Below are 11,789 nucleotides of genomic sequence, written 5' to 3' on the forward strand. Positions count from 1 at the left end.
CGGGCAGGCGGTCTGCCGACAGGACGCGAACACCGGGATTACCCCTATCCCGGCTGTCGTGCCATGACAGGACGACGACAGACGCCGAATCCTAAGATGGGCGCCAAGCAGGCCCTTGCGCCTGTCGATACCAATTCCAAACGGAGACAAGACATGCTTGCCAAGTCCAGACTGGCGGCCGCCTGCGCCGCTGCATTCGCCATCGCCGCCGGCAGCGCCTACGCCCAACAGGTTCCCGCGGGCTACCCGGCCGATTACCAGAAGATCCTCGACGGCGCCAAGAAGGAAGGCAAGGTCGTGATCTATTCGACCACCGACACCAAGGCCGCCGGCCCCATCATCAAGGGCTTCGAAGCGCTGTATCCGGGCGTCAAGGTCGAATACAACGACATGAACAGCACCGAGCTGTACAACCGCTACATCAGCGAACAGGCGGCGGGCGGCAGCAGCGGCGACATCGTCTGGAGCTCGTCGATGGACTCGGCGCTCAAGCTGGCCACCGACTACGCGCTGCAGTACAAGTCGCCCGAGATCGCCAAGCTGCCGGCCTGGGCGGTGTGGAAGGATTCGGCCTACGGCACCACCTATGAACCGGCGGTGTTCATCTACAACAAGCGCCTGATCCCGGCCAACGAAGTGCCGACCACGCACGGCGCCCTGGCCAAGCTGATCTCCAGCCAGCCGGACAAGTTCAAGAACAAGGTCACCACCTACGACATCGAGAAGTCGGCCGTGGGCTTCATGCTGGCCGTGCAGGACAAGGCCAACGATCCCAAGTACTTCGAGACGCTCAAGGACATCGCCAAAGGCGGCCTGATCGTGCAATCGTCCACCGGCACCATGATGGAACGCGTGTCGTCGGGCGAGAACCTGGTCGGCTACAACATCCTGGGCTCGTACGCCGAGACCCGCGCCAAGACCGACCCGTCGCTGGGCGTGGCCTACCCGACCGACTACGCCCTGGTGCTGTCGCGCGTGGCATTCATCAGCAAGAAGGCCAAGAACCGCAACGCCGCCAAGCTGTGGATGGACTACCTGCTGTCGCAGAAGGGCCAGGAAATCATGGCCAACCAGGCCGACCTGGCCTCGGTCCGTGACGACATCGAAGGCGACAACGACGTCGACGGCATGACCAAGAAGCTGGGCGCCTCGCTCAAGCCGATCCCGGTCAACGAAACGCTGCTCGACTACCTCGAGCAGAACAAGCGCCTGCAGTTCATCAAGGACTGGCGCGCCGCCGCAGGCAAGTAAGGCTGTCGCCGGTACAGCCGGGGGCCGCGCGCCCCCGGCCGCAAGCACGCGGGAGGGCGTAGCACCGCCGCCCGCCAGGCCGCCCGCAGGCCGGGTGTTCATGGCCAACGGGCGCGACCCGCGTCTATCGAGATAACAGGATTTCCCCATGCAGTCATTGCGCAGAAAATGGCAGTCCCTGCCACGCGGCGTGGTGGTGCTGATCACAGCCTTGGCCATCTACGTGCCGCTGTCGTTCATCATCATCCAGAGCTTTCTATCCGCGCCCTTCTTTTCGCCGTCCAAGGTCTTCAGCCTGGACGCATTCCGCTTCATCTTCGCGGACCCCGATTTCTACAAGGCGCTGAAAAGCGGCTTCATCCTGGCGTTCGGGCTGGCCATCATCGCCATCCCGCTGGGCGGCATGCTGGCGTTCCTGATGATCCGCACCGACCTGCCGGGCCGGCGCTGGATCGAACCGCTGATCCTGGTGCCGATCTTCGTGTCGCCGATGGTGCTGGGCTTCGGCTACGTGGTGGCGGCGGGCCCGGTCGGCTTCTTCTCGACCTGGGTGCAGAACATCCTGGGCTTCGTGCCCTGGAACGTGTATTCGCTGACCAGCATCGTCATCATCGCCGGCCTGACGCACGTGCCGCACGCCTACCTGTACATCTCGTCGGCGCTGCGCAGCATGGGCTCGGACGTCGAGGAAGCGGCCCGCGTCAGCGGCGCCTCGCCGCTGCGCGTGATGGTCTCGGTGAGCCTGCCGATGGTGCGCCCCGCCATGCTGTACGCCACCGTGCTGCTGTTCTTCCTGGGCCTGGAAGTGTTCGGCCTGGTGCTGGTGCTGGGCGACCCTGAAGGCAACCTGGTGCTGGCGACGTACCTGTACAAGCTGACCAACAAGCTCGGCATCCCGTCGTACCACCTGATGGCCGCGGTGGCCGTGGTGCTGATCTGCATGACGATTCCGCTGGTCATGCTGCAGCGCCGCCTGATGCGCACCGCCAACCGCTTCGTCACCGTCAAGGGCAAGGCCTCGCGCGCCCGTCCGCTGCCGCTGGGCAAGTGGCGCTGGGTGGCCGGCGGCGTGGTGACGTTCTGGCTGCTGGTCACCATCGTGGTGCCGCTGCTGGGCGTGCTGCTGCGCGCATTCGTGTCCAACTGGGGCATGGGCGTGTCGCTGTTCGACGTGCTGTCGCTGGACGCGTTCCGCACCGTGTTCTCGCAACCCAACCTGATGCGCGCGATCGTCAACTCGGTGGCCATCGGCGTCTTCGGCGGCGCGCTGGCGGTGTTCTGCTACACCTTCGTCGGCCTGGCCATGCACCGCAAGCCGGACAACGTCACGCGCTTCATGGACTACAGCGTGCTGGTGCCGCGCGCCGTGCCCGGCCTGCTGGCGGGCCTGGCGTTCCTGTGGGTGTTCCTGTTCGTGCCCATGTGGCTGGACAACGCGCTCGATCCGGACCTGGGCGGCTGGCTGTCGGGCCTGCCGTTCGCGGAATGGCTGCGCGAGAACTTCGTCGAATGGCTGCGTGCCATCCGCAGCACCATCTTCAGCGTGTGGCTGGCCTACACGGTGGTCTGGATGGCCTACGGCCTGCGGCTGATCTCGTCGACGCTGCTGCAGGTCGGCCCCGAACTGGAAGAGGCCGCCCGCAGCGCCGGCGCGCGCCGCGGCCAGGTCACCCGCCACGTCACCGTGCCGCTGGCCAAGTACGGCCTGATCGGTTCGTGGCTGCTGATGTTCCTGATTTTCGAGCGTGAATACTCCACCGGCGTCTACCTGCTGTCGCCCGGCACCGAGACCATCGGTTCCATGCTGGTGTCGCTGTGGGCCTCGGGCGCCATCGACATCGTGGCCGCGCTTTCCTTCATCAATATCGTTCTGGTCGTGATCGGCCTGGGCATCGCCCTGCGATTCGGAGTCAAACTTCATGATTGAGCTTTCTGTAGAAGACCTGCACCTGGATTACGGCGACAACCCGGTGCTCAAGGGCGTGTCGATGCAGCTGCGCCAGGGCGAAGTGGTTTCGCTGCTGGGCCCCTCGGGCAGCGGCAAGACCACCCTGCTGCGCGCCGTGGCGGGCCTGGAAGGCCCCAAGCGCGGCCGCATCACCATCGGCGAGCGCACCGTCTACGACGGCGCCGCGCGCCAGGAGATCCCGGCCGAAGAGCGCAACCTGGGCCTGGTGTTCCAGTCGTACGCGCTGTGGCCGCACAAGACCGTGTTCGACAACGTCGCCTACCCGCTCAAGCTGCGCAAGGTGCCGTCGAGCGAAGTGCGCGAACGCGTGCAGGCGGTGCTGGACCAGCTCGGCCTGGGCAAGCTCGGCCAGCGCCATCCGCACGCGCTGTCCGGCGGCCAGCAGCAGCGCGTGGCCATCGGCCGCGCGCTGGTGTACAGCCCGCCCGTGATCCTGCTGGACGAGCCGCTGTCCAACCTGGACGCCAAGCTGCGCGAGGAGGCCCGCGCCTTCCTGCGCGAGCTGATCATCCGCCTGGGCCTGTCGGCGTTGATGGTGACGCATGACCAGAGCGAAGCCATGGCCATTTCGGACCGCATCCTGCTGCTGAACAACGGCAAGATCGAACAGCAGGGCACGCCGCAGGAAATGTACGGCGCGCCGTCGACGCTGTTCACCGCCGAATTCATGGGCAGCAACAACCGCCTGGACGGCAAGGTCACCGAAGTGCGCGATGGCCGCGCCCGCATCGAGGGCCGCGGCTGGGCGCTGTGGGGCAAGGCCGGCGAGGGCGTGGCCGCGGGCCAGGACGCCACCGCCGTGATCCGGGTCGAACAGGTCCGCCTGGCGGACGATCCCGACGGCAACCACATCGACATGCCGCTGCTGACCAGCATGTACCTGGGCGACCGCTGGGAATACCTGTTCCGCACCCCCGACGCGGATCCGGCCAACACCCTGGCGCTGCGCGCCTACGGTCCCGAGGGCCGCGAGCCGGGTCCCTGCCGCCTGGCGCTGCCGGCCAGCAAGGTCTGGGTGTTCCCGCGCCCGTCCAAGTAAGGTGACGGCGGCGGGCGGAGTGGCTCTACAATGCGTGCGTGCAACACGTCGCTGACTCCCCTCCCCCGCTGAGCCGTCCGCTGCGGTGGCTGGGCGCGCCCGCCCAGCACTACCTGCGCATCGGCCTCGCGATTTCGCTGTTGGTGCACGCCGGCGCCCTGGCGTGGCGCTTCGGCGCGCCCGCCCTGTCGCGGCCGCCGGCGACCAGCCTGGAAGTGGTGCTGCTCAACGCCCGCAGCGAGACGCCCCCCGATACCCCCCGCGCCCAGGCGCAGAACCAGATGAGCGGCGGCGGCAACGCCGAGCGCGGCCTGTCCACCACTCCCCTGCCCCAGACCGGCGCGTCGGCCGAGACCATCGTGCTCGAGGCCATGCGTAAGCGCCAGGTCCAGCTCGAGGCCGAACAGACCCGCCTGATGACCCAGCTGCGCGCCGCCGACAAGGCCGGCGCCGAGCGCCAGGCCGTCAACCCCTGGCCCGACGGCAACGAACGCGGCAAGGACGCCGAGGACCAGGCCAGCGTCATCCAGAACGCCCAGGTCGCCGCGCTGGCGGCCAAGGTGCAGCAATACAGCGCCGAGCCGCGCAAGCAATTCGTGGCGCCCTCGGCCGAGGCCTCGCGCTACGCCGCCTACCTGGACGCCTGGCGCGCGCGCATCGAGACCGTCGGCACCCAGCATTACCCGGACGAGGCGCGCGGCCGCATCTACGGCTCGCTGCGCATCACCGTGTCGGTGCGCGCCGACGGCAGCATCGCCGACGTCGAGATCGACCAGCCGTCGCCGCACGCGGTGCTGAACCAGGCCGCCCGCCGCATCGTGCAGCTGGCGGCGCCGTTCCCGCCGTTCCCGCCCGAGATCGCGCGCGACACCGACGTGTTGGTCATCACCCGCACCTGGCATTTCGTCAACGACACCCTGGAAACCCAAGCCCCATGACCGAGGCGTCCCCTCTTGCCCGCTATGCCGTGATCGGCAACCCCATCGCGCACAGCCGCTCGCCGCAGATCCACGCCCTGTTCTCCCGCCAGACCGGCAAGCCGCTCAGCTACGAGCGCCTGCTGGCGCCGGTGGACGGCTTCACGGCGGCGGTGGCCGCCTTTGCCACCGAGGGCGGCCTGGGCCTGAACGTGACGGTGCCGTTCAAGCAGGACGCCTACGCGCTGGCCGCGGGCCGCCTGTCCAGCCGCGCCCGCCTGGCCGGCGCGGTCAACACCCTGTCGTGGCGCGACGGCGCCTGGCACGGCTGCAATACCGACGGCGTCGGCCTGGTCTCCGACCTGCTACGCCTGGGCGTGCGCCTGACCGGCGCCTCGGTGCTGCTGGTGGGCGCCGGCGGCGCCGCCCGCGGCGTGCTGCAGCCCCTGGCGCAGGCTGGTTGCGCCCGCATCCATATCGTCAACCGCACCGCCGCCCGCGCGCTCGAGCTGGCCGAGGGCTGGCGCGAAACCGGCGCCGAGCCCCAGACCCGGGTCACCGCCGGCGGCCTGGCCGACGCCGCCCTGCCCGGCGGCTGGAACCTGGTGGTCAACGCCACCGCCAGCGGGCTGCAGGACGCTGCCCCCGACCTGCCCGCCGGCCTGTACGCCGAGGGCGCGGCCGCCTACGACATGATGTACGGCGCCCAGCCGACGGCGTTCATGCGCCAGGCCCGGGCAGACGGCGCCGCCCTCACCGCCGACGGCCTGGGCATGCTGGTGGGCCAGGCGGCCGAGAGTTTCTTCATCTGGCACGGCGTGCGGCCCGACCCCGCCCCGGTGCTGGCCGCGCTGCGCGAGGCGCTCATGGCCGGAAACTGAGGCGATGGCCGCCCGCGGCAAGAGCGGCAAGCGCCGCTCCTGGTTCCGGATCATCACCGGCACGCTGATGGCGCTGGTGTGCGCCGTGCTGCTGTACCAGTTCTGGCTGTTCGGGCTGGTGGTCTGGTACAACTACCAGAACCCGGGCAGCAGCGCCGTGATGCGCGAGGAACTGTCCCGCCTGCAGGACGGCAACCCCGATTTCCGCCTGAAATACGAGTGGGTGCCCTATGACAAGATCAACCGCAGCCTGAAGCTGGCGGTGGTGGCGTCCGAGGATTCCAACTTCACCGAGCATGACGGCGTCGAGTGGGACGCCATCCGCAAGGCCTGGGAATACAACCAGAAGCAGGAGGCGGCCGGGCGCAGCAAGATGCGCGGCGGCTCGACCATCACGCAACAATTGGCCAAGAACCTGTTCCTGTCCAGTTCCCGCAGCTACCTGCGCAAGGGCCAGGAACTGGTGCTGACCTACATGATCGAACACGTCATGAGCAAGGAGCGCATCCTGGAGCTGTACCTGAATGTGGCGGAATGGGGCGTCGGCGTGTTCGGCGCCCAGGCGGCGGCCAAGCACTATTTCAACGTGCCGGCGGCCAGCCTGGGGGCCGCCCAGTCGGCCCGGCTGGCGGCCATGCTGCCCAATCCGCGCTTCTATGACAGCCACCGCAACTCGAACTACCTGAACTCCCGCGTCTACACCCTGACCCGGCGGATGCAGATGGTCGATATTCCCTGATACGAAAACCGGCCGCTTCGACAGGTTCCCGCCCACCTTGGGCGGCGGGATTTGTTAAGCTTTCATGTTTACGCCAATTCGTCTTTTCCGCCTCATTCATGCGCACCGCACGTCGTTACCTGGCCCGCGAGATCTATCGCTCCTGCGCAGTGGTCCTCATGGCCCTGCTGGGCCTATTCACGTTCTTCGCGCTGGTGGACGACCTGGACAACGTCGGCGACAAGTTCTCGATGATGGCCCTGCTGTACATGCAGGCGCTGGCCATCCCCACCCGCCTGTACGATCTCCTGCCCATCGGCCTGCTGATCGGCGCCATCCTGGCGCTGGCCGGGCTGGCGCAGCGCAATGAGCTGGTGATCCTGCGGGTCTCCGGCGTCAGCGGCATGCGGCTGCTGCGCATGCTCTGGATCGTCACGATTCCGCTGATGATCGGCGCCGCCCTGCTGTCCGAGTACGTCACCCCCTGGGCCGAGATGAAATCGGGCGAGGCCAACCTGGTGTTCCGCGGCAAGGCCGGCGGCGACCGGCTGAACAGCGGCTACTGGTTCAAGGAACCCATGGCCAACGGCGGCACCCGCATCATCAACATCGGCGAGCTCAAGGGCGACGGCCAGGTCACCGGCATCACCCTGTACGAATTCAAGAAGGACCTGACGCTGTCGGTGCTGTCCACGGCCCCCAGCGGCCTCTTCGCCCACGGCGACCTGGTGCTGAAAGACGTCTCCGAGACCCGCCTGGACGACAACGCCTCGGAAACGCTGGCCGACGCCCGGCCGCCGAAGAATCCCCCCGCGGTGGTGGTGAAGGTGCCGGAACGCACCGTCGACACCACCCTGAGCGCCGAGCGCCTGCTGGCGCGGATCCTGACGCCCGAGAGGATGTCGATCGCGACGCTGCTGGACTATGTGGATTATTTGCGCAACAACCAGCTGCAATATGGTCGACAGGTCGTCGCCTTGTGGCGCAAACTGGCGTATCCGTTCACGCTGCTGGTGATGATCACCATCGCCGCCCCCATCGGCCTGATGCAGACGCGCCGCGGCGGCGTGGGCGCCAAGGTGTTCATCGGCATCCTGCTGGGCGTGGGTTTCTTCATGCTCAACCAGCTGGCGCTGAACGTAGGCATGCTGGGCAAGTGGCCGCCCTGGCTCACGGCCCTGGGGCCGAATATCGGCGCCATGGCCCTGGCGCTGGGCGCCATGAGCTATATGGAATACCGCCACACCATCACCCGTATCGTCCAACAACGTTGGCCCTGGAGCAAGAGTCCCGCATGAACGGCAGTATCTGGATGATCGGCGACGTGCAAGGTTGCTGCTCGCCGCTGGATCGCTTGCTGTCCCATCCCGAACTGGTCGGCGATCCGAAGTCGCGCTTCTGGTTCGCGGGGGATCTGGTCAACCGCGGCCCGCAGTCGCTTGCGACGCTGCGCCGCATCATCGACCTGGGCGACCGCGCCACGGTGGTGCTGGGCAACCACGACCTGCACCTGCTGGCCGCCGCCGCGGGCGTGCGCAAGCCGTCCAAGTCGGACACGCTGGACGACATTCTGCGCGCGCCGGATTCGGCCGACCTGATCGACTGGCTGCGCTCGCGCCCGCTGGCGCATTTCGAGCAAAATCACCTGATGGTGCATGCGGGCACGCTGGCAAAATGGGATGTGGCCAAGACGCTGTCGCTGGCGGCCGAGGTACAGGACGCGCTGCGCGGCCCGAACTGGCAAAAGGCGCTGCAGAAGATGTACGGCAACGAGCCGTCGACGTGGAAGGAAGACCACAAGGGCGGCAAGCGGATGCGGGTGATCATCAATGCGCTGACGCGCATCCGCCTGTGCACGCCGAACGGCCACATGGAGTTCGCGACGAAGGTGACGCCTGGTGCGTGGCCGGCGGGGCTGGTGCCATGGTTCGATGTGCCGAACCGCGCCACGCGCGACGTGACGACGGTCTTCGGCCACTGGTCGACGCTGGGCCTGATGATGCGTCCGGACGTGATCTGCCTGGATACGGGATGCGTATGGGGTGGGGCGTTGACGGCGTTGCGGTTGCAGGATCGGAAGCTGGTGCAGGTGAAGTGTTCGCAGTTTCAGGATCCGTTGTCTGAGTGACGGATTCTTCTTGCGATCGAGGTGATGGTCGTTGCTGCTTCTGGCTTGAACGTCTGGTTCTGGCCTTTTTTTCTTGGCGTTGTTGAGTCTTCGTAGGTCGCCCCTCGGTCGGGCGGACCCGATGGCGGGCGCCCACGATTGCGGTCCGGAGCGTTCGCTCCGGACTTCCCCTTCGTCATCCTCGTCCTCGCCTTCGGCGACTACTTCGGATTCCCTCGGGCGCATCGAGGTTGCCCGCCATCGGGTCCGCCCGCCCGAGGGGCTACGGATTTCGAGGCTTGTCGCGCTGCTAGACCTGTGTTCAGGGCATGAAACCTGCAGGGCTGCCCATCGCGGCCGCGCGGGCGGCCACGCTGGGCGTCTGTGCATTTGAAAGTGGGGCGGGTGCGCTGTGCGCGGGTGGCGAGCGGTTTTCTATTGATTCCGCGCATCAGGGGGAGGGGCGGTGGTGGTCGGCGCGATGTGCGCCGTGTTGCGCGTGGCGGACTTCGCGCGCCGACCACAAACAGTCTTGGTGCGGGCATGCGTTCAACGGCAACGGTACTTGGCGCTGGTATGTCTCGGTAGCAATGCGTCGCGGAGCGGGCATGTCTTCAATGGCGAATGCATCGCGGCGCTGGCATGCCTTCAATAGCAAAAATGCTCGGACCGCAATCGTAGCCCCGCCATCCCCCACCGACCCCACCACGCGCGCCTTAAGCCCCCCCCGCAACAGCAAAACAAGCCCCTCACCCCCGAATGTCAGCCAAAAACTTCCGCGCCCTCTCCGTCCCCGGCCGCCCGAAAAACGCCTCCGGCCCCGCCACCTCCAAAATCCTCCCCGCATCCATAAACCACACCGTATCGGCCACCTCCCGCGCAAACCCCATCTCGTGCGTCACGCACACCATGGTCATGCCGTCCTTGGCCAGGCCCTTCATCACCTGCAGCACCTCGCCCACCATCTCGGGGTCCAGCGCGCTGGTCGGTTCGTCGAACAGCATCACCGGCGGATTCATCGCCAGCGCCCGCGCGATCGCCACGCGTTGCTGCTGGCCGCCGGACAGCTGCGCGGGATAGGCCTCGGCCTTATGGGACAGGCCCACGCGTTCCAGCAACTGCATCGCGCGGTCGCGCGCCTCGGGGCGGCGGGCGCGCTTCAGTTGCAGCGGGGCCAGCATCAGGTTCTCCAGCACCGACAGGTGCGGGAACAGGTTGAACTGCTGGAACACGAAGCCGATGTGGCTGCGCAGCGTGTCCAGGTGCACCTTGCCGCCGTAGACGTCCTGGCCGTCGACCTCGATCACGCCCTTCTGGATCGGCTCCAGCCGGTTCACCGTGCGGATCAGGGTCGACTTGCCCGACCCGGACGGGCCGCACACCACCACCACCTCGCCGCGCCGCACCTGCGCGGTCACGTCGGTCAGCGCCTGATAGTCGCCGTACCACTTCTGCACTTCGGAAAATCGGATCATGTCGGAACCACCTTGGGGGCAGGCGCGCGGCCGGCGCGGCGGCTGCCGATGCGTTTCTCGGCCAGGTGCACCAGCGCGCTCAGGCCGAAATTCAGGATGAAATAGGTCAGCGCCAGCAGCGCGAACACGTCGAACGGCTTGGTCAGCAGCACGCTGTTGATCTGGTTGGCGGCGTACGTCAGTTCCTGCACGCTGATCACGTAGGCCAGCGAGGTTTCCTTCACGGTGGAGACGAACTGGCTCAGCATGCTGGGCAGCATGTTGTAGAGCGCCTGCGGCAGGATCACCCGGCGCATGGTCTGCATGTACGACAGGCCGAGCGCGCGGCCGGCTTCCTGCTGGCCGGGGGGCAGCGCCTGGATGCCGGCACGGATGATCTCGGCCAGATAGGCGCTTTCGTAGCACACCAGCGCCACCACCATCGTCGTGGTGCCGGCCACCGGCCGGCCGATGATGAGCGGCACGAAGAAGTAGGCCCAGAAGATGAACATCAGCAGCGGCAGGCCGCGCACCAGGTACACCATGGCCGAGGCCGGCCAGCGCAGCGCGCGGTACGGGCTGATGCGGCCCAGCGCCAGCAGCACGCCGCAGGGCAGCGCCAGCGCCAGGCTGATGGCGGCCAGCCCCAGCGTGGCGACCAGGCCGCCGACCGGGCCGTGCGGGTACTGGCCGATGAGCAGCAGCAGCCAGTTGTCTTTGAGGATGTCCCACATTCAATGGCCTCCCAGCGGGCGATAGCGCCGTTGCAGCAATGCGCCGCCGCCCATGATCAGGAACGACAGCAGCAGGTAGATCGCCGTCACCACCGCATAGGCCTCGAAGGTGCGGAACGTGTAGTTCTCGATCTCGCGGCCGGCGGCGGTCAGTTCGGTCACGCCGATGGCCATGGCCAGGCTGGTGTTCTTGACCAGCAGCAGGGTCTGGTTCAGCAGCGGCGGGATGGCGATGCAGAAGGCCTGCGGCAGCACCACGCAGCGCATGGTGCGCAGAAAGCCCAGGCCCAGCGCGCGCGCCGCCTCGACCTGCCCGGCCGGGATGGCGCGCACGGCGCTGCGCAGGTCTTCGCAGATGTAGGCCGACATCACCAGGCCGATGGCGATGCACGACAGGATGAACTCGCTGCCGTGGGCATTGAGCCAGTCGGTCGCCGCCTGCGGCAGCAGGGCCGGCACGCCGAAGTACCAGAACAGGATGTGCACCAGCATGGGCACGTTGCGATGGAAGGCCACGTACAGCGCGATCAGCGCGTTGGCCACGGGCGAGCCCGTCAGGCGGATGACCGCCAGCAGGCTGCCCACCAGGAACGCCAGGATCCAGGCCAGCCCGGCCAGCGCCAGGGTGGTGACGAGCCCCCTGAGCAGCCAGGCCGGGTATTCCCCCTGGAAGATGACGGAGAAGTCGAAGACGTAATGCATCGGCTAAGGCTCCAGCG

The 11,789-nt window shown here is 67.3% G+C and carries 11 protein-coding genes; 8 read left to right on the forward strand and 3 right to left on the reverse strand.

Features of this window, described 5'->3' with window-relative positions; all coding sequences use genetic code 11:
* The first annotated feature begins 153 nt into the window (after positions 1-153).
* From I6I07_RS04095 to I6I07_RS04130, 8 genes are all read left to right on the forward strand, one after another.
* Positions 154-1,251, forward strand: a complete 1,098-nt coding sequence (locus I6I07_RS04095) for an ABC transporter substrate-binding protein (RefSeq protein ID WP_198485729.1) — start codon at positions 154-156, stop codon at positions 1,249-1,251.
* A gap of 148 nt (positions 1,252-1,399) precedes the next feature.
* Complete coding sequence (locus tag I6I07_RS04100; RefSeq protein ID WP_006392746.1) at positions 1,400-3,178, forward strand: ABC transporter permease; 1,779 nt, start codon at positions 1,400-1,402, stop codon at positions 3,176-3,178.
* Positions 3,171-4,259: an ABC transporter ATP-binding protein gene (locus tag I6I07_RS04105; RefSeq protein ID WP_198485730.1), complete on the forward strand. Its 1,089-nt coding sequence runs from the start codon at positions 3,171-3,173 to the stop codon at positions 4,257-4,259. Before I6I07_RS04100 ends, I6I07_RS04105 begins: the two co-directional genes overlap by 8 nt.
* Before the next feature lie 38 nt (positions 4,260-4,297).
* Entirely contained in the window at positions 4,298-5,197 is a 900-nt protein-coding gene (locus I6I07_RS04110) for a TonB family protein (RefSeq protein ID WP_198485731.1), read from the forward strand.
* The gene (aroE, locus tag I6I07_RS04115; RefSeq protein ID WP_198485732.1) at positions 5,194-6,057 is read left to right on the forward strand and encodes a shikimate dehydrogenase; all 864 of its coding nucleotides are present in this window, start codon (positions 5,194-5,196) and stop codon (positions 6,055-6,057) included. The genes I6I07_RS04110 and aroE overlap by 4 nt, the downstream gene beginning before the upstream one ends.
* A 4-nt stretch (positions 6,058-6,061) precedes the next feature.
* The gene (mtgA, locus tag I6I07_RS04120) at positions 6,062-6,796 is read left to right on the forward strand and encodes a monofunctional biosynthetic peptidoglycan transglycosylase (protein ID WP_006392742.1); all 735 of its coding nucleotides are present in this window, start codon (positions 6,062-6,064) and stop codon (positions 6,794-6,796) included.
* 98 nt (positions 6,797-6,894) lie between these two features.
* The gene (lptG, locus tag I6I07_RS04125) at positions 6,895-8,073 is read left to right on the forward strand and encodes an LPS export ABC transporter permease LptG (protein WP_035359956.1); all 1,179 of its coding nucleotides are present in this window, start codon (positions 6,895-6,897) and stop codon (positions 8,071-8,073) included.
* Entirely contained in the window at positions 8,070-8,903 is an 834-nt protein-coding gene (locus tag I6I07_RS04130; RefSeq protein ID WP_198485733.1) for a symmetrical bis(5'-nucleosyl)-tetraphosphatase, read from the forward strand. The genes lptG and I6I07_RS04130 overlap by 4 nt, the downstream gene beginning before the upstream one ends.
* A gap of 728 nt (positions 8,904-9,631) precedes the next feature.
* On the opposite strand, the gene I6I07_RS04135 is transcribed toward I6I07_RS04130, so the two are convergent.
* Genes I6I07_RS04135 through I6I07_RS04145 form a run of 3 tightly spaced genes read right to left on the reverse strand, consistent with a single transcriptional unit; the run spans position 9,632 to position 11,772 of the window.
* The gene (locus I6I07_RS04135; RefSeq protein WP_198485734.1) at positions 9,632-10,357 is read right to left on the reverse strand and encodes an amino acid ABC transporter ATP-binding protein; all 726 of its coding nucleotides are present in this window, start codon (positions 10,355-10,357) and stop codon (positions 9,632-9,634) included.
* A complete protein-coding gene (locus tag I6I07_RS04140; RefSeq protein ID WP_198485735.1) occupies positions 10,354-11,070 on the reverse strand; it encodes an amino acid ABC transporter permease in 717 nt (238 codons plus the stop codon). The genes I6I07_RS04135 and I6I07_RS04140 overlap by 4 nt, the downstream gene beginning before the upstream one ends.
* The gene (locus tag I6I07_RS04145; RefSeq protein ID WP_198485736.1) at positions 11,071-11,772 is read right to left on the reverse strand and encodes an amino acid ABC transporter permease; all 702 of its coding nucleotides are present in this window, start codon (positions 11,770-11,772) and stop codon (positions 11,071-11,073) included.
* Between the last annotated feature and the right edge of the window lie 17 nt (positions 11,773-11,789).

This window comes from Achromobacter deleyi, from assembly GCF_016127315.1.
In the GTDB taxonomy this organism is placed as follows: Bacteria; Pseudomonadota; Gammaproteobacteria; order Burkholderiales; family Burkholderiaceae_B; genus Achromobacter; species Achromobacter insuavis_A.

Coding starts and splice junctions, on each gene's coding strand:
- I6I07_RS04105 (WP_198485730.1), top strand. CDS start 3,171: ATGATTGAGCTTTCTGTAGAAGACCTGCACCTGGATTACGGCGACAAC.
- mtgA (WP_006392742.1), top strand. CDS start 6,062: ATGGCCGCCCGCGGCAAGAGCGGCAAGCGCCGCTCCTGGTTCCGGATC.
- I6I07_RS04145 (WP_198485736.1), bottom strand. CDS start 11,772: ATGCATTACGTCTTCGACTTCTCCGTCATCTTCCAGGGGGAATACCCG.
- I6I07_RS04135 (WP_198485734.1), bottom strand. CDS start 10,357: ATGATCCGATTTTCCGAAGTGCAGAAGTGGTACGGCGACTATCAGGCG.
- I6I07_RS04140 (WP_198485735.1), bottom strand. CDS start 11,070: ATGTGGGACATCCTCAAAGACAACTGGCTGCTGCTGCTCATCGGCCAG.
- I6I07_RS04130 (WP_198485733.1), top strand. CDS start 8,070: ATGAACGGCAGTATCTGGATGATCGGCGACGTGCAAGGTTGCTGCTCG.
- I6I07_RS04095 (WP_198485729.1), top strand. CDS start 154: ATGCTTGCCAAGTCCAGACTGGCGGCCGCCTGCGCCGCTGCATTCGCC.
- I6I07_RS04100 (WP_006392746.1), top strand. CDS start 1,400: ATGCAGTCATTGCGCAGAAAATGGCAGTCCCTGCCACGCGGCGTGGTG.
- aroE (WP_198485732.1), top strand. CDS start 5,194: ATGACCGAGGCGTCCCCTCTTGCCCGCTATGCCGTGATCGGCAACCCC.
- lptG (WP_035359956.1), top strand. CDS start 6,895: ATGCGCACCGCACGTCGTTACCTGGCCCGCGAGATCTATCGCTCCTGC.